Source organism: Leucobacter chinensis (assembly GCF_019049105.1).
Lineage (GTDB): Bacteria > Actinomycetota > Actinomycetes > Actinomycetales > Microbacteriaceae > Leucobacter_A > Leucobacter_A chinensis.
The window spans coordinates 294,451-311,364 of sequence record NZ_JAHQZR010000001.1; the positions used below are offsets into that span (position 1 = coordinate 294,451).

Below are 16,914 nucleotides of genomic sequence, written 5' to 3' on the forward strand. Positions count from 1 at the left end.
TACCGAGTGTAGCCCCGTACTACACTTGCCTTATGGCAATTCTTCCCATCGTGATTTGCGGCGAGCCGGTTCTGCACCGTGTCGCCGAGCCCGTAACCGAGTTCGACGCGCAGCTGCGCACTCTCGTTGAAGACATGCAAGAGACGACGGTGGCCGCACCCGGTGTCGGTCTCGCGGCGCCGCAGGTTGGTGTGGGCAAGCGCATCTTTGTCTGGGATTACGACGATCAAGACGTCGCGCCAGCCCAGGGCGTTGCGATTAACCCGGTGCTGTGGATCACTCCGTCGCAGCCCGGCATGCCAGACGATGACGAGTTTGAGGGGTGTCTCTCATTTCCCGGCGAACGCTTTGGTCTGAGGCGTTCTGAGCGTGCGTTGTTGCGTGCGCAAGATCTCGACGGTGAATTCTTTGAGATCGAGGCGAGCGGTTGGTTTGCTCGCATCTTCCAGCATGAATACGATCACTTGAACGGTCTGCTCTACGTTGACCGCCTCGTGCATCCCGATAGTCGTGGCGCGCAGAAAGCGCAGCGCAAGAACGGGTGGGGTGTTCCTGGCCTGAGCTGGTTGCCTGGCGAAGATAACCTCGAGGGCTAGCTGGCCCAGCCCTTCCGTTCCTTCAGATGGACGCAGCGTCGAGGTACGGGGCAAGATAGCGCTCGATGAGCAACCCCATCTCTTCTCTGAGCTCGGCCACATTGGTGTCGACGTCGTGTGAGACGTCGAGCAGGTGCGTGACCGTTGCGACGATGATGAGCGCGATGCTGTGCGCGCGGGTCTCGGTGAGGTTCGTGCCAACCGAGACGAACACGCAGGCGAGCTCGTTCGCGGTGTTGTGCAGCATCTGATGCTCGATGTCCCAAAGCTCGGGTGATGACTGCAGGGCCCGCCTGATGGCCCTCGCGCCCGGCCTTGTTTCTCGCAGATTGATGAGGTTCGTGAGGGTCTCTTGAATGAGCCCGCGCCAGTCGTCGGTGTCGCTGAGTCCTTTCAAGTGTTCGATCGACGAGATGAGCCGCTCCTGCTCAATGGTCTCGGCGAGTTCTCGTACGACGGCAAATTTATTGGGGTAATAGCGATACAGGGTTGCGACGTTAATGCCCGCTTTGTCGGCGATGGTTTGCGTGGTGAGCCCCTCGAACCCTGATGCTTCGAGCAGTTCGGCCGTTGCTCGCTTGATTGACTTGACGGCGATTTTGCCTCGCGCCTGTTGGGGTTCACGCCTCGGTGCGTGCGAAATTTGGGTCATCCGGGTGGGGCTCCTTGGAAACAGCTACCGCTTCATTCCACCACGGCTTGACAACAATGTCCAACCCGTCAATACTGAAAGCTAAATAATTACTTACGTTTGGAGAATGCAGTGTCGCACAAGCCTGAAATGACCCTCGCTACCATTGCGCAGCACGTGGGCGAGACGTTCTTTACCTCTCCCTGGATGACGATTGACGAGCAGCACCTCGCGCAGTTTGCCTACTCGACCTACCTCGATCCCGACCACGCTGACCTGACTGCGAGCAAGAACAATCCTCTCGGCAGTACCCTCGTCGATGGCTTCCTGCTGACGAGCATGCTCACGATGTTTCACTTCAACAACAGCCCGGTGCGTGAGCCTGGCATCTATGGATTTAATTACGGGATGGATCGCGTTCGTTTTACGCACCCGGTTTTCGTCGGCGAAGAGCTGCGCTGCGTCGCAACGCTGGAGAAGGTCGATGAACGACCAGACGGTCGTGTGCTCGTGACAACGAACAACGTTATCGAGCTCAAACACACCGATAAGCCAGCCATGGTCGCAACATGGGTGACTCTCTTCGCCACGCTCGACGGTACGAGTGAAGCGTAGGCGAGTATTGTGACACACAGTCTGCCTGAACTCACGAGCTACGCAGAGTACCTCGATCATTACGTGACGGTGCAGCCAGAGGCTGACGCTGTGTGGTGTGACGGGGTGATGCTGAGCTATGCGCAGCTTCATGCCCGAGTCGAGGCCATGGCTGGCCAATTGTGCGCTGCTGGTCTTCGCGAGGGGCAGCGCATCGCGGTGCTCTCGACGCCTCGAACTGAGTATTTCATCTCGTTGCTCGCGGCCATGAAGCTTGGCGCGGTGTGGCTTGGGCTCAACCCGCGCTACACCGAGCGAGAGCTCATGCACGTTGTGGGTGATTCGAAACCCACGGTGATCCTTTCCCTCCCGAGCATCGACGGTGACGGGCTCGGCGAACTCATTGAGCGTGTCGCCACGCAGCTGAATGTCGAGCGTGTGTTCTCGCTCACCGGTGAAGACGAGACTGGCGCGCTCGCTACGCTTCCCGAGCCGGTGCCCTTTACACAGGTGAAGCCAGAACCCATGTCTCCCGCAACGGTCGTGTATACCTCGGGAACGAGTGGCGCCCCGAAGGGGGCAGTGCTCAGTCACAAGGGTCTTGTCTATGCGTCTCGGGTCGAAGCTGAACTCTTTGGCACGCTGCGCCCACGAGTTCCTTGCAACCTGCCGATCAACCACGTTGCTTGTCTTGCAGATCTCACCGGTACGACGCTCGTTGCGGGCGGCATGCTCGCGCTCTTCGAGCGGTTTGATCCGGCAGAAATGCTTGCGAGCATCGAGGCGCTTGGCATCACCAACCTCATGAATGTACCGACGGTACTGCACATGATCGCGATGCTTCCTGACTTTGAGACCCGAGACCTTTCGCGACTCAAACACGTCGTGTGGGGCGGGGCGGCTATGCCGGTCGAATCGATGCGCAAATACCGTGACCGGGGCATCGAACTCATGAGCGTCTATGGCATGACCGAGACCGTTGCCTCGATTTCGATCACCCGCAAGGGAGCGGGCGAAGAAGAGCTCGCGCATACGGTCGGTCAGCTCGACGGCGGCATGCGTGTGCGGCTTGCCGACGAGAATGCTGAGCCGGTCGCGCACGGTGAGGAGGGCGAAGTGCAGGTACAGCACGAGGGGCTCTTTCTCGAGTACTTCGGGCAGCCGGAGGCCACCAAAGCTTCGTACACCGATGACGGCTGGTTTCGAACGGGCGATGTTGGGGTGTTGCGCGCCGACGGTAACCTCGTGCTCGTTGGCCGCAGGTCAGACATGTTCAAGTCTGGCGGCTACAACATTTACCCCCGCGAGATTGAACAGGTCATCGAGTCTTTTCAGGGGGTTGCGCTTGCCGCGGTGATCGCGCGAGCCGACGAGAAGTTTGGCGAGGTTGGGGTGGCCTACGTAACCGCGCAACCTGGGCACAGCATCGATCGCGATGCGCTCGAGACGCACTGCCGCGGGCAGCTCGCGAACTATAAGGTTCCCAAGCAGTTCACTCTCGTTCGTGACCTGCCGCTCTTGCCGGTCGGCAAAGTCGACAAGCAGGTGCTCAAGCGCATGGCGCGCGAAACCCAGCCTGAATCTCAGGCAGTAACGCTCAATGGAGAGTAGAGAAAGTACATGATACACGGCACTGAGACCATGCAGGCCCATATTTCGCATGGAATGCGTAAGGCCCGGGTTGCCCTCTTTATCGTCTTTTTCGCGCAAGGGCTCGGCTTCGGCTCGCTCTTTGCGCGCTTGCCGACTATTAAAGAGCGCTTCGACTTCAGCGACACGACACTCGCAATTCTGACGCTTGCGCTGCCGCTGCTCGCCGGTGTCGCCACGCTCGTCACGGGAACGGTGGTGCAGCGCTTACACAGCGACATTGTGTTGCGCATCGCCATCATCGCTGAGTTTGCCGCGCTCGTCATTATCGGGTTCGCCGACTCTTTCGCGATGCTCATTCCAGCGTGGGTGCTCATGGGTGTTGCGTTCGGTACGGTCGATGCCACGATGAACATGAAGGGCGTTGCACTACAGACGAAGTACCGGCGCAGCATCATGGTCGGGTTCTACGCGATCTACAGTGCAGCAGGCATTGTCGCCTCGCTCGCTGCGGCCGGTGCGGCCGCTGCTGGCCTTCCGCTCTGGGTGTTCTTCGGCGTCGAGGCCCTCGTGCTCTTGCCGCTGTTGCTGGTGACGGGTTCGTCGCTCGTGAACACGAGAATTATCGCCGAACGTCGCACTGAGTCGGGCGAGAACGCACTCGCAGTCAAGGTTCCCTGGCTTCCTGTTATCAGTATCGGTGTCGTCTTGACCTCGGCCTACTTCATTGAGTCGTCAGCCTCAAGCTGGGGATCGGTATACGTGCACGACACCCTGAACTCGCCCGAGAGTGTCGCTGCGCTCGCGTTTGGTGGGTATAGCGCGGCAATGCTTATCGGCAGGCTCAGTGCTGACTGGCTCATTCGCTCCTTTGGCGTCAAGCGTGTGATTCAGGTGTGCGCGCTCGTTGCTTTCGGTGGCATGGTGCTCGTCGTCATCGCGCCGGTCGCTCCCGTCGCTCTCATCGGCTTCGCGCTTGCCGGTGGCGGACTCTGCGTGATCGCTCCCTTGGCCTTTGCTGCGGCGGGTTCGCTTGACACGAGCGGGGTGGCGGTCGCGAGGGCAAACTCGTTCACCTACGTGGGTTTCTTGCTTGGTGCGGCGATCATTGGCCCGGTCGCCGACATGAGCTCGATGCGCATCGCATACCTCATCTCGGTGGCGCTCGCCCTCGTCGTTGTTTTGAGCGCAAACAACATCGCAAGGCGAATCGAGCCGATGACCGACTAAACCGCTCAAAAGGTCTCGATTCGGTAACGGGCGATCGTGCCCTATGGTCTCTGTACGAAATTTCGACTTGAATTTCGTACAGAAGCCACAGCTGCGGCGCGAGGGCGTCACACCCAGTGTGTACAGTATGCGAGGGCAATGTCAGAAAACAGAAGAGGAACCCACATGAACCACGTTTCACCCGTACGTCGCACACTGCTTGCCGGTATGACGGTGGCGGTTACGGCGCTCGCGCTGACCGGCTGCTCGCTGCTTTCAGAGATCACCGGAGGCCCTGCTGCCGAACGCGATGCTGAAACGAATGAGGTCGTGACCGAGGGCAAGGCGTCTGCGTTCAGCATGAACGTGGGCGACTGCTACAACGACCCCTCGTCATCGGGCCAGATCTCTGACGTTCCCGCCGTGCCCTGCGGTGACGCTCACCAGAACGAGGTTGTCGCAATCATGATGATGGATGATGGCGAGTGGCCTGGCGCCGATGCAGTTTCGGAAACTGCCGACCAGATGTGCTTCGAGAAATTTGAAGAGTTCATCGGTGCTCCTTACGAAACCTCTGACATCGACTTCTTTGCGATTATGCCTTCAGAGGGCTCATGGAAAGAGATGAATGACCGTGAGGTGGTCTGCTCGGTTTATGACACAACCACAGAGACCGTAACCGGTTCGCTGAAGGGTGTCGCACGCTAAGTATCGTGCACAAGACGTACGAACGCCGCGGGGTAGAAATACCCGGCGGCGTTCGTGTTTTCTGACGGCAATAGCGAGTGCTTTAATCTGTTCATGGCAATCGTCGTCTGGCACGTGAGCCGAAGCGGTCAAGTGCCGTCAGTACTTCAGGTGCATGCCACATGCGGTTGCGTTTGAAGCTGTTTGTTTGCACGAGAACCTCAGAGCTCACGAGGCGTTCGATAGCGTTCGTGGCGGTCACTGAAGAGACACCGAGCTCGGTGGCCACCAACGCTACCGTTACGACCGGTTGACGCAATAGGAGTGTCTTCAACGCGGTGACGGCAGAGCCCTGGCGTGTAGGCGCAATTTTCTCCCACTCGGCGGCGACTGCTTCGAGCTCGGTCACGAGCTGGCGGCCGTTATTGATGCCTGCGAACACCGCATCGGCGAACGTTACGACGATAGCTCCAGTGTCGCCGTCTCGATACTTTGAGAGTGCTGTGAAGTACTCTGCAGTATTGCTGAGCAGTCCGGCCGACACCGGAACTGTGACGTTTCTCGTGAGTCCGCCGTGTCGCAGCATGCTGTGCAGTAAGGCGCGGCCGGTACGGCCGTTGCCATCGGGGAACGGGTGGATCGTTTCAAACTGGGCATGCATCAGTGCTGCGTGGGCAAGCAGGGGAATATCGGTGCGGCGGCTAAATTGCACGAGGTCAGTCATGAGTTCTGGTACCCGGTCGTGATGCGGGGGCACGAACTCCGCACTGTGCGGAGAGATACCGCCGCCGCCGATCCATACCTGGGTGTTTCGAAACTGACCCGTGTGTTCGGGTGCACTTTCGTGCAGTAGTGCGTGCTGCATCGAGATGATTGCACGCTCATTGATATTCTCGCTGAGCTGCAAAGCAGCTTGCATGGCGCGAACGTTTGCAACGACCAGGTGCGCGTTCTCGGACTTTGCGGCGCCCAGCTCGGCGAGGGCGACTTGCTTTGCGCTTGAGGTGAGTTGTTCAACCTCTGAGCTAGACGCTGATTCTGAGCGCAGGAGTATCGACGCGAAAGGCGCTGTGACCGAACCCAGCTCTGAATCGAAACGGGCTAATTCTGCGCTAGCGTCATCGGCAGTTGTCAGTGCCTCAGCGTCCAGATGTACCTCGAGGTTTGCGATGAAGGGCGGTACCGCTGCTTGGTAGTCGCCCCGCGCAAGCAGCTTTTGCCTTCGAGAGGTAGCCACTCCGGCATCTTGCTTCCAAGGTCGCGGCTCAAACGTGACCGCCGGCCAACCTGGAATCGGTGTGGAAGGAATCTGACTCATACCATGAGCATACTAAAGGTTATGTCCTTAACCTTTAGCATGGGGCACTCATCGGTGAAGAAACGGCGACGCTGTGCTGAGAGCCTTCGTAGTCGGTTTGAGCAGAGCGCGCTACTCCTGCCAGAAGCCGCTACCTCTGCAGCTCAGCCGCACGCTCGTTCTGGGCAATCCGCACCGCTTTCATGAGGGCGACAAAGAAGACGATCATACCTGCCGTGAGCAGCATGTGGCCGAGCCCCGCGAGACCTGCGATCATACTGTTCGACTGCTCGCCAAGAACCGTGAGGCTCCCGTGCCAGGTGAGCATGCCAGCGGTAAGCACGAGGCCCGCGTTGTAGAGCCACTGAAACGCGGTAAAGAGCTTCGGGCTTTGCGAGAGCGTGAAGGTTTTTTCAAGCACGAGCACGATGAGAAACATGATAAACCCGAGTGTGAGCAGGTGCGTGTGCACGAGCCCGAGCTGGGTGGCCTCGCCCTCGGCGAAGTTGTTGAGCTTCGTGAACTCCCGGTAAAAGAGTCCCGAGCCAACCCCGACAACCATGTAGATGAGTGCGGTGCGAACGAGCGAAATCATGGTGACCTTTCTTGCGAGTGAGCCTCTGGCGCGGGTTGGGCCAGGAGGGGCGCGGGGCAGTGCTCGCGCGACACTCTCAAGTTCACCAGGATCACAGGCTTCTGGCATCGCCCGTGTGCTCGGAACCCGCATCAACCATTTGGGTGATGCGGGGAATGCCTCGGTGCTCTACGAAGTGCTTTCAGGCTGAACACCGAGCATCGCGTTCTCGGTGACCTCCATGAGCGCCGGGTGAATCCAGTACTGCCCACGGGCGAAGCGGTGGGCCGGGATGCCAAAGCTCATGGCCGAGATCACCGGCTGAATGAGGTTTGACGCTTGATATCCCATCGCGTGGGCGCCGAGAATGAGACCGCTTTTGCGCTCTGCGACGACGGTGAAGAGGCCGCTCTGGTCTTCCATCGCCCAGCCGTAGGCCGTGTCGCCGTACCGCTGCGTGTGGGTGACCACGGCTTCGGCGCCGTAGTGCTCGGTGGCCTGCTGCGAGGTGAGCCCGACCATGGCAACCTCGGGGTAACTGAAGATCGCGGCGGGTACGGGCAACTGCTCGTTTGCTCGCAGGTCAGTGGGATTCTCAAGGTTGTGCATGACGACGCGGGCCTCGTAGTTCGCCACGTGCTTGAGCTGGTGCGGTGAGCAGATGTCGCCGATCGCGTACACCCCCTCGACAGGGGCGCCGCCGCGCACGACGCGCTGATACTCATCGACGACGAGTCGGCCATCGTCGTGCATATCGAGCGCTGCTTCACGGGCACCGATGAGGTCGGTGTTCGGGGTGCGGCCGGTCGCCATGAGCACGGCATCGGCCTCGAAACGCTCGCCGCCCGCGTGCACGACGAGCGTACCGTCGGTTGCGCGTTCGATGCGTTCGAGGGGGTGCTCTGTCACGAGGTCCCAGTGCTCGCGCGCTTGTTCGTTGAACGCCCCGCGAATGCTGTCGTCAAGCTGGCTGAGCAGCTCTGGGCCGCGGATCACCTGGGTCACAGCGCTACCGAGCCCCGAGAACACGCCGGCAAACTCGCACGCGATATAGCCGCCGCCCACGATCACGAGCCGTTCAGGCAGCGCCTCGAGTCGCATGATGGTGTCAGAGGTGTGCACCCCGTCGAGGTCGATGCCCTCGATGTCAGGAAGCGTTGCACGTGAACCAGCCGCGATAACCATCTGCTTGGCTTCGACTCGCGTGCCGTCGGGCGCTACGAAACCGCTCGTGCCGTCGAGCGTGACGGCCTGCTCGATGAGCGTCACGTTTTCAAGCTCTTCGGCGCGATAGTTGCGCCCGCCCGCGGCGATGGCGTCGATGCGCCCGAAAACGCGGTCGCGCATGCCAGGCCAGTCGACCTCACCAACCTGTACTTCAACGCCGAGCCTTGTCGCCTCTTCAGGCGTGCGCGCGAGGGTCGCTGGCCGCACGAACATCTTGGTCGGAATGCAGCCGACGTTGATGCAAGTGCCACCAAACACGCCCTTCTCGGCCATGACTACCGTGCGGTCATCCCAGAACGGGGTGATGAGGGTGTTGCCTGAACCGGTGCCAATAATCGCGAGATCTGCGGTGATGAAGTTGCTCATGTTCTCAGTCTGGCATACGCGTTTGAAGGGCCTGTGCAAGCGCTGAATACGGCTTGAGGCGGTGCGAAATGGAGCTTAGCCTGGAAATGCACGAACCACGAAACGAACGAAACCTGAACCGAACGAGACGAGGGAGCGTGACAACCATGGCTGAACCACAGCTCAAGGACGAGGAGCTTTACGAGCGCCTGCGCGAAGAGGGCAATTCAAAAGAGAAGGCAGCTCGTATCTCAAACGCTGCAGCGCGTGACGGCAGAGGCGCCGTGGGCAAGCGGGGCGGCGAGGCCGAAGATTACGAGGAGCGCACCGTGCCGCAGTTGCGAGGTCGGGCGAAGCAGCTCGGGCTGAGCGGGTACTCCAGCTTGCGCAAGGCCGAGCTCATACGCCTCTTACGCAGCCACTAGCAACTGCTGGCAACCTAGTGACCGCGCCGAGTAGCATCGGCCCGTTTGGTGCGTTTCGTTGCCTCGGCGCTCCAAGGGTCTTCGGGCCAGGGGTGCTTCGGGTAGCGCCCGCGCATCTCTTTGCGCACGTCCTGGTACGGTCCGTTCCAGAACGACGAGAGGTCGTCGGTCACCGCGAGCGGCTTGCGTGCTGGCGAGAGCAGGTGAAAGAGAATCGCCACCCGCCCGCCGACGAGCGTGGGCGAACGCTCAAGACCGAAGAGCTCCTGCAGCTTGACGGCGACGACCGGAGGCCCGTCGTCCAGCGGATAGTCGATGCGCACGCGCGAGCCAGACGGAACGGCGAGCGCGGCGGGAGCGAGCACGTCGAGCTGCGCGGCTTCTGGCCATGGCAGGAGCCTACGAAGCGCGGCTTCGACGTCGATCGAGGTGAGTGCTGCGCCGGGGGTCAGAGCCTCGAGGTCGGGCATGAGCCACTCGGTCGCCGCGTGTAAGAGCGAGGCCTCGTCGACAGCGGGCCAGGGGCTGCCGAGCTCGCGGTGAAGAATCGAGAGCCTGCCGCGAAGTGCCTTCGCGCCTTCGCTCCAGTCGAGCACCTGCAGCCCGTTTTCGGTCACGTGCGAGAGGAGCGCGCCACCCGTGTCGGCTGCGGTTGCCTTCACCGGTTGCGATGAGAGGCGGATCGCGCCGAGCAGCCGCTCCTCCCGAACCCGTACTCGCCCGTCATCGATCGTTGCCTTGCGCTGCTCGGTGAGGAGCGTGGCTGAGAGGGTTGTTGCAAGCTGCTCGGTGAGGGGCGCGGCGAGGCGAATCACGGCCCCGGTACCATCGGCCACGCGGCCTTCGGCTCGTTGGACCTCGTGCACCGCGATCCACTCGTGTTCGCGAAGCGGCGAGTTCTCGGGAAGCGCGGCGCGCGATCCGCTTGCGAAAAGGTAGCTGCGGGAGTGTGGAGCTGTGCGCCGCGCGACCCACTCGGGCCGCGCGAGGGCCATGATTGCCGCGACCTCAGTGTCGGCGTCTGGGGTAGCGCTGGTGGGGGCCGGGGCTGGGCGGTCACATGCGATGGCCTCGAGCCGGCGAACCTCGCGCTTCCAGCTTTGTGCGCCCGGGTGTAAGCCAGAGCGGAGGTCGCGCAGCAGTTTGCTTGCGTCGGTGCTTGCCTCTCGGTGTCCTCCCGAAATCGCTGCGATGACCTCTGCGGCGCGCTGCGGCGAGCCGGTGAGACCGGCCCCTGCGAGCAGCGCCCGCGCTTCACGTACGCCAACGGGAAGCAACGCGATTAGGGAGCCCTCTGGGGTGATAACGCCCGTCTCGGTGATGAGGCCGAGCGTTAGGAGCGTGCGCTCGGCCCTGGCGAGTGCCGCGGTCGGTGGCGCCGTGATGAGCGGAAGGTCTGGTGAACCCCAGGCTGCGAGCAGCAGGGCAGCGTCGGTGAGATCGGCCGAGAGTATCTCGGGTTGAGCGTGGGTGGGCATGTGGGCGAATTCTTGCTCTGAGAATGCCCGTACCGCATGGCCGGGCCCGAGGCGGGCAGCACGGCCCGCACGTTGCTCGGTGCTTGAGCGAGAGGCGCTCACGGTCACAAGGCCCGTCATGTCGCGGCCCGCATCGCGCCGTACCTCTCGAGAGAGACCAGAATCGACAACGAGGTGAATGCCCGGCACGGTCAATGAGCTCTCGGCGAGCGCCGTGCTCACGACGATGCGAGGGCGCTCTCCTGGTGCGCGGCCGCGAACGGCCTGGTCTTGTTGCCTGGCACCGAGTTGACCGTGCAGCATGAGCACGTCGCTCTCGTGCTGAAGGGCTTCGATGCGCCGCGCGACGCCCTCAACCTCGCGGGCTCCGGGAACGAACACGAGTGCGTCGGAGCCGAGGGCTTGATGCTCTGCGACGGCGACGCGAGCGAGGTGGTCGAGGTAGTCGTTCGTGACGCCACGGTGGTCGAGCCTCGGGCCTGAGTGGGGGCGGTGCGTGACCGTGAGGGGGTGAAGCGCCGAGGGAATATCGACAACCTCGGCCTCGATGACCTTGGCGACTTGCTCGGCATCGAGCGTGGCCGACATTGCGACGACCGTGAGATCGTCACGCAACTGTCGCACCTCGGCGATGAGGCCCAGCAAGAGATCGCCGTCGAGTGAGCGCTCGTGCACCTCGTCGAGCACCACGGCGGCGACGCCATCGAGTGCTGGGTCACTGATGAGGCGCCGCAGGAGCACGCCGGGGGTAACGACCTCGATGCGGGTATCTGGCCTGACGCGGCGCTCGCCCCGCACCGTGAAGCCCACGGTCTCGCCGACATCGCTGCGATCAAGTGACGCGATACGGTGCGCGGCAGCACGCACCGCGACTCGGCGTGGCTGGGTGACGATCGTGATGCCTCGCCCCGCAACCGCGTTTGCCGTGAGTGGCGGAACGAAGGTGGTTTTGCCGGTTCCTGGTGGTGCGGTGACCACGAGCGAGGCGGTGGCGAGGCCCGCGGTGAGGGCAGCTTCGTGCTGGGCGACGGGAAGGCCTGAGCCGATGCGTTCGAGGTCAAAAAGATGCACCACAGTAGGCTAACAGCCCCGAATAGGGCTAGATCGAGGCGCCCAGCATGGGCACGAGCGACACCAGTAACAGGATGGCCATGCCCATGTTGATCGCCCGAAGCGCTCGGGGTGAGCTGAACCACCTACGCAAGAGCGCTCCGAACATGGCCCAGACGCTCACGCAGGGTGCGTTGACGGCCGCGTACACGAGCGCGATGAGCGTAATGCGGGCGATGCTCGGCTCGCCCGGAGCGAAGTTTGCGATCGCGCCAACGGCCATGACCCAGGTTTTTGGGTTGACCCACTGGAAGGCAGCGGCGCCGAGAAACGAGAGGGGCTTTGCGCCGGCTCTGCCCTCAGCGGGGGCTCCCGAACGGGCAATCTTGACGGCGAGCCACACCAAGTAGATCGCGCCCAGGACCTTGACGATGGAGTAGGCGGGAGGGAACGCGATGAACACCCCTGCGAGCCCGACGCCCACGGCCCACACCATGACGCCGAAACCAATGGTGATGCCCGCGAGGTGGGGCAGGGTGCGTGCGATTCCGTGGGTCATGCCCGATGAGAGCAACATGAGGTTATTGGGTCCTGGCGTGATCGAGGTGACGAAGGCGTATACGGCAAGGGCGAGCAGGGTTTCGACGGTCATGGCACCTCAGGTTTCTTGTGAATTCGTTTACTGTGGCACCGTTTTCGATACACTCGGGAGTGTCCTATGACACTTTCAAGCAGGGGGCCCTGGCATGTCGAGTCGATCAGCGTGGCAGCCGCGCCTCTCAGATCAGAACCACGGCAGCGTGTATGAGCGGCTCGCCCAGGCCATGCGAGAGAGCGTTGCAGCGAGGGAGCTCGCGCCGGGTGACCGTATGCCCTCGCACCGCGAGATCGCAACGCAGCTCGGCATTGCGACAGCGACCGTTTCGAAGGCCTACTCGAGGCTCATCGACGAGGGGCTCTTAAGCGCCGTGCACGGCAGCGGAACCTTCGTGAGCGACTTCGCCCAGCCTGCCCAGCGAGACGCGGTCATCGACCTCTCGATGAACGTCCCGCCGCCGAACCTCGGTATGGGGCTGCTCTCGCGAAGTCTCGCTCGCATTCCGCAGGCATTCACGGGACAGTCGCTCGCGCGCTACACCGACCTCGCGGGGCATGAACGCCACCGGGAGGCCTTTGCCCGCTGGCTTACCTGGCAGGGGGTTCAGGCTTCACGCGACACGGTGCTGCTGAGTCACGGTGCGCAGCACGCCATCTCGCTCGCGCTCCTGGCGGCCTCGGGGCCGGGTGCAACCGTCTGCACCGAGGCGGTGACCTACTCCGGGGCACTCACCGCGATGCGGCTGAACCGTCAGACTGTCCAGCCGGTCGCCGTCGATCGGTACGGAATGCTCCCCGCCGCGCTCGACCGGGCGCTCGGGGCGGCGGTGCGCACCACGCAAGCCCGGCCGATCGTGTACGTTACCCCGACACTGCATAACCCCACGGGCGCGACGATGAGCCCAGCGAGAAGAGCCGAGATCGTGCGGGTGTGCCGAGAGCACGATGCCGTGATCATCGAAGACGACGTCTACTCGCTCTTTCGCCCGCGTGGCACGGTGCCGCTGCAGAGCCTCGCGCCAGAGCGCACCTGGTACGTCAACAGCTTCTCGAAGAGTCTGAGCCCGAGCCTCCGCCTCGGCGTACTCGTTATTCCGAAGGGAGAAGGCGAGCAGGTGCGGCTTGGGCTCGAAGCCAGCACGGCCGCAGTGAGCCCCATCATCGCCGAGCTCGTTGCGGGGTGGATCGCCGACGGGACCGTCGGCAACGTTGGTCTCGCGATGAGAGCCGAGGCCGAAGAACGGTTGCAGGTCGCCGAGAGAGTCATCGGGAACTGCATCGAGCGATTACCGGAATCGGGCTTTCACGTGTGGCTCCCGATGGAGCGCGCAAGCGCTCAGCAGGTGCTCGTCGAAGCGGCTAGGGCGGGCGTGCTTGTCACCGCGCCAAGCACACTTGAGACCGAACGCGAGCCGGAGCGTTCAGGAATTCGCCTGTGCCTCGGGGCTGCTTCTCCTGAGCAACTCGAACGAGCGCTGCAAGCACTCGCCACGGTGCTTGTCCGAGCCCGCCCTGCATAGTCAAGCCCTCCCGGCATAGCCAAAGGGCGAGGCCAGCCGAAGCTGACCCCGCCCTGCATCTTGCGTGGGGGAGTGCTCTTTACGGAGCCGGGTTGATGATGCGGCCCCAGGTGCTCTTGTTGCCCCAGACGTTCTGCCTGAGTCCCTCGAGCTGCAAGATCTGGCTGTGGTCAACGAAGAGGTTGCACTCGTTGCCGTAGTTCTTGATGTACCACTCGAAGACGGGGCCATCGGCCGCCTCGAACATCACGTTCTCGAGACCGAGACCGTTGATGATCGACGCCGCAGCGCCAGTGTCCCACTCGGTCACGTTCTCGGTGATGCCCTCCGACTCGATCATGATGATCGAGGCGCCGGCCTCGAGGGCCTTCTGGCCGCGGTCGATGAGGTCACCGATGTCTTTCTTACCCTCGGCGGCAAGCTCTGCCTCGCCCGAGTCGCCGCCCGAGCCGATCTGCAGGCCGAGCTCTGGCTTCGCCTTGAGCCCTGCCTTCACAACCTTCTCGACGAGCCGCTGCAGGCCCGAGGTGTTGAGCATGATGAAGCCGGTCGAAATCTCGATGACGTCGAAGCCGACCTCCTTCGCCTCCTTGAGGTAATGATCGACGGCGTCGTCGCCATAGCGCAGAACGGTCTCGATCCACCCTCCCGATGAGACGTAAGCGTTGTTCTCGTGAGCGATGTCGCTAAACGCGCGCACCTGCTCGCTCGGTACGAGCGAGAACGATCCGCCTGCCCACTTGATGCCGTCGACCCACTGCCCGGCGACGTCAAACACGTCGTGCAGATGGCGGGTGCCGAAGGTTGAGTAGTAGGGGGCGCGCACCTCGGTCATGCCGAAGCTACGTGGCTTCTGCGGGCGGTAGGCGCGGGGAATGAAGTTGAATGATACGTCGTGCGGTACTGCATTACTCATGATGAGCTCCTTATCATTGGGGTTGGTCTGTGATGGATTGGTGGCTATGCGCGCGAGCGTGAGACCCGGGCGAGTGCCTCAGTGAGCTCTGCGACCCGGTGGTGTTCGAGGTTGTGCACGAGCGCCGCGATCTCGTCGCGCAGGCTCGCGTCGGCAAAGGGCGTCGTGAGCGCATCGAACTTGGCCCGAGCCGCCGCCCAGTCGAGCGGGTTGTCGTGAAAACCGTGGTAGCTGTCCTGTGACGAACGGAATACGGTTCCATCGGCGAGTTCGACCTCGAGGTCGGCGGGCATGTGCTGCGGGAACCGATCTGAGAACTCCTGCGTCGGGGTGATCTTGACCCTCGTCATGAGGCTCTGTACATCGGCCGCGATAATGCGCTCTGGGTCGTACTGCTCGGGGTTCAGCTGGCCGTCGAGCAGCACCACGGCGATCATCCACGGAAGTGAGTGGTCGGCCTCTTCTTTCGTTCGCACGAGCTGCTTATCGCCCTCTTCGCCGCCGCCGATGATCGAGTAGGCGACGTCGAAGGTGGTGAGTCGCACCCGCTCGATCGCGTGGGCGTTGAAGCCGTCTTGGCGCCGAATGTCCTGGGCCGCGTCGAGTGCCGACTGAGAGTGGATCTCGGCGTTGTGCTTTTTGATGATGGTGCGCTTGACGCTCTCAAGGTCTTCCTTAGACCAGTCGATCGAGAAGGGGCCTGCAATCGAGTCTTTGAAGCCCTTGTTGCCCTCGAAGACCTGCTCGGGGCCAGTGATGCCGCGGCTCGCGAGGAGCGCCGCAAAGGTGCCCTCTTTTGACACGTGCGGGTAAGCGAGGCCCTTCCAATGGCTGAGATTGCCGGTGCGAGTGACGCGCAGGGCGACGTTTGCGGTGCCTGCGATCGCGACCGCGTTGGCGATCTGCTCTGCTGGAAGGCGCATGGCTTTCGCCGCAGCGGCGGCCGCCGCAAAGGCGCCCTGCGTGGTGTGGTCGAAGCCCTTGGCGCGAACCGGGGCCTCATCAGACAGGCGCGTGTGCACCTGGTAGGCGACGGCGAAGGCGGTGAGAAACTCGGCGCCGGTCGCGTCGACGCTCTCGGCCGCGGCGAGAACGGCACCGAGGTTATCTGAGGGATGGTTCGTCTCGCCCTTCGCGAGATAAGAATCCATAAAGTCGAGGTAGCGGCTGAGCGCGCTATTGAAAAACGCGGCACGTTCTGGGCTCGTTTTACCGCCGCCGATGAGCGTTGCGCTCGGCGTGCCCCCGAGATCATCGAGTAGCCCTCGAATCGCGACGATGGGCTCGGCGTCGAGTGCGCCGATCGCGACCGCGAGGGTATCGAGCACTCGAATCTTCAGTTGTTCGAGCGCCTCGCTGCTCATTTCGGTGAGGCTCGCAGCCTCGACGTAGCGGGCAAGTTGGCTGACTTCAGTCATGGCAAAACTCCTATCATCTGATGTGACTTAGGCAACCCTAATGTCTCATGAAAGTATCTTGACGTCAAGATACTTTTGCTCAGAACTCAGACTCTGTTCAGGGTCGTTCCCGCGGAGGTGGGGTGGTTGCCAGTGGCTATTTAACTGGCAAGTGGGGGGAATCGTGGGCAATCCTGGCAATTCACTGTGCATTCATCTGATGTGGGTAAACATTGCCTAACCTTGAGGGTATGCAGTGCAACCATCGCGATCATTCCCTCCACCCCTACGACGAGACCGAGCAGCTCGCCTGCGTTCTCGCGGCAGGCGATATCGGTGACCTCGAGGGCCTCAAGCGTTGGTGTGCCTCGTTGCCCGAGCACACTTATGGGCAAATCTTTATCGAGGTCTTTGCCGAGTACCAGATTGAGCACTTCAAAACGCCCGAACATGTCGGAGTCACGTGGATCTGCCGAGAGCAACTGCGCCCAAGCACGAGGCCGGGCATCGGCATTCCGCGGTGTCAGGCGCTCTCTGAAGCGATCGAGGCCTGGCTTGATGAGTGGATTCGAGCCGACCCCGGCCTCTGGCACTACTCGTTGTGGATGGGGGCTCGCTCAAGCTCGATCATGCGCAGCTACTGGATGAAGCTCGAGAGCGAGCTCAGCGAACTCTGGTCGCATCAGATCGGCTCGTAGCTCACACGGGCAAACACCCGCTCGCACCCCGGCGACCCACGCGCCGGGGTGCGTTTTCTGGCGACTCTGCCGAGTCATCACCC

Annotated in this window: 16 protein-coding genes; 8 read left to right on the plus strand and 8 right to left on the minus strand. The window is 62.2% G+C overall.

The window, feature by feature from the left end; translation table 11 throughout:
• Nucleotides 1-32: 32 nt before the first annotated feature.
• Entirely contained in the window at nucleotides 33-596 is a 564-nt protein-coding gene (gene def / locus KTJ78_RS01380) for a peptide deformylase (RefSeq protein WP_217131960.1), read from the plus strand.
• Nucleotides 597-618: 22 nt separating this feature from the next.
• Here the strand turns inward: def and KTJ78_RS01385 are convergent, their stop codons facing one another.
• On the minus strand, nucleotides 619-1,248 hold the full coding sequence (locus KTJ78_RS01385) for a TetR/AcrR family transcriptional regulator (protein ID WP_217131962.1): 630 nt from the start codon (nucleotides 1,246-1,248) through the stop codon (nucleotides 619-621).
• 129 nt (nucleotides 1,249-1,377) lie between these two features.
• On the opposite strand from KTJ78_RS01385, the gene KTJ78_RS01390 reads away from it, so the two are divergent.
• From KTJ78_RS01390 to KTJ78_RS01405, 4 genes are all read left to right on the plus strand, one after another.
• Nucleotides 1,378-1,842, plus strand: coding sequence for a MaoC/PaaZ C-terminal domain-containing protein (locus tag KTJ78_RS01390; RefSeq protein WP_217131965.1), 465 nt, complete (start codon nucleotides 1,378-1,380; stop codon nucleotides 1,840-1,842).
• Between the two features lie 9 nt (nucleotides 1,843-1,851).
• Nucleotides 1,852-3,432 (plus strand): class I adenylate-forming enzyme family protein, encoded by a 1,581-nt coding sequence (locus KTJ78_RS01395; RefSeq protein ID WP_217131967.1) that lies wholly within the window; start codon nucleotides 1,852-1,854, stop codon nucleotides 3,430-3,432.
• 9 nt (nucleotides 3,433-3,441) lie between these two features.
• Nucleotides 3,442-4,641, plus strand: a complete 1,200-nt coding sequence (locus KTJ78_RS01400) for an MFS transporter (protein ID WP_217131969.1) — start codon at nucleotides 3,442-3,444, stop codon at nucleotides 4,639-4,641.
• A 165-nt stretch (nucleotides 4,642-4,806) separates the two neighbouring features.
• Nucleotides 4,807-5,328 (plus strand): septum formation family protein, encoded by a 522-nt coding sequence (locus tag KTJ78_RS01405; protein WP_217131971.1) that lies wholly within the window; start codon nucleotides 4,807-4,809, stop codon nucleotides 5,326-5,328.
• A gap of 91 nt (nucleotides 5,329-5,419) precedes the next feature.
• Here the strand turns inward: KTJ78_RS01405 and KTJ78_RS01410 are convergent, their stop codons facing one another.
• The 3 genes from KTJ78_RS01410 to KTJ78_RS01420 form a co-directional block, all read right to left on the minus strand.
• Nucleotides 5,420-6,625: a Fic family protein gene (locus KTJ78_RS01410; RefSeq protein ID WP_217131973.1), complete on the minus strand. Its 1,206-nt coding sequence runs from the start codon at nucleotides 6,623-6,625 to the stop codon at nucleotides 5,420-5,422.
• Between the two features lie 130 nt (nucleotides 6,626-6,755).
• A complete protein-coding gene (locus KTJ78_RS01415) occupies nucleotides 6,756-7,199 on the minus strand; it encodes a DUF2871 domain-containing protein (RefSeq protein WP_217131975.1) in 444 nt (147 codons plus the stop codon).
• A gap of 168 nt (nucleotides 7,200-7,367) precedes the next feature.
• Nucleotides 7,368-8,771: a mycothione reductase gene (locus KTJ78_RS01420; protein WP_217131977.1), complete on the minus strand. Its 1,404-nt coding sequence runs from the start codon at nucleotides 8,769-8,771 to the stop codon at nucleotides 7,368-7,370.
• A 146-nt stretch (nucleotides 8,772-8,917) separates the two neighbouring features.
• Between KTJ78_RS01420 and KTJ78_RS01425 the strand changes: the two genes are divergently transcribed.
• Nucleotides 8,918-9,175, plus strand: a complete 258-nt coding sequence (locus KTJ78_RS01425; protein ID WP_217131979.1) for a DUF7218 family protein — start codon at nucleotides 8,918-8,920, stop codon at nucleotides 9,173-9,175.
• A gap of 14 nt (nucleotides 9,176-9,189) precedes the next feature.
• Here KTJ78_RS01425 and hrpB read toward each other — a convergent pair whose 3' ends face one another.
• Nucleotides 9,190-11,724: an ATP-dependent helicase HrpB gene (gene hrpB, locus KTJ78_RS01430; RefSeq protein ID WP_217131981.1), complete on the minus strand. Its 2,535-nt coding sequence runs from the start codon at nucleotides 11,722-11,724 to the stop codon at nucleotides 9,190-9,192.
• Nucleotides 11,725-11,752: 28 nt separating this feature from the next.
• Entirely contained in the window at nucleotides 11,753-12,355 is a 603-nt protein-coding gene (locus tag KTJ78_RS01435) for a LysE family translocator (RefSeq protein ID WP_217131983.1), read from the minus strand.
• A 94-nt stretch (nucleotides 12,356-12,449) separates the two neighbouring features.
• On the opposite strand from KTJ78_RS01435, the gene KTJ78_RS01440 reads away from it, so the two are divergent.
• Nucleotides 12,450-13,820, plus strand: a complete 1,371-nt coding sequence (locus KTJ78_RS01440) for an aminotransferase-like domain-containing protein (protein WP_217131985.1) — start codon at nucleotides 12,450-12,452, stop codon at nucleotides 13,818-13,820.
• Nucleotides 13,821-13,899: 79 nt separating this feature from the next.
• On the opposite strand, the gene KTJ78_RS01445 is transcribed toward KTJ78_RS01440, so the two are convergent.
• Nucleotides 13,900-14,736: a phosphosulfolactate synthase gene (locus tag KTJ78_RS01445; RefSeq protein WP_217131987.1), complete on the minus strand. Its 837-nt coding sequence runs from the start codon at nucleotides 14,734-14,736 to the stop codon at nucleotides 13,900-13,902.
• Between the two features lie 44 nt (nucleotides 14,737-14,780).
• Complete coding sequence (locus tag KTJ78_RS01450) at nucleotides 14,781-16,154, minus strand: MmgE/PrpD family protein (protein WP_217131989.1); 1,374 nt, start codon at nucleotides 16,152-16,154, stop codon at nucleotides 14,781-14,783.
• A 230-nt stretch (nucleotides 16,155-16,384) separates the two neighbouring features.
• Between KTJ78_RS01450 and KTJ78_RS01455 the strand changes: the two genes are divergently transcribed.
• Nucleotides 16,385-16,831 (plus strand): SIP domain-containing protein, encoded by a 447-nt coding sequence (locus KTJ78_RS01455; protein ID WP_217131991.1) that lies wholly within the window; start codon nucleotides 16,385-16,387, stop codon nucleotides 16,829-16,831.
• Nucleotides 16,832-16,914: the final 83 nt, after the last annotated feature.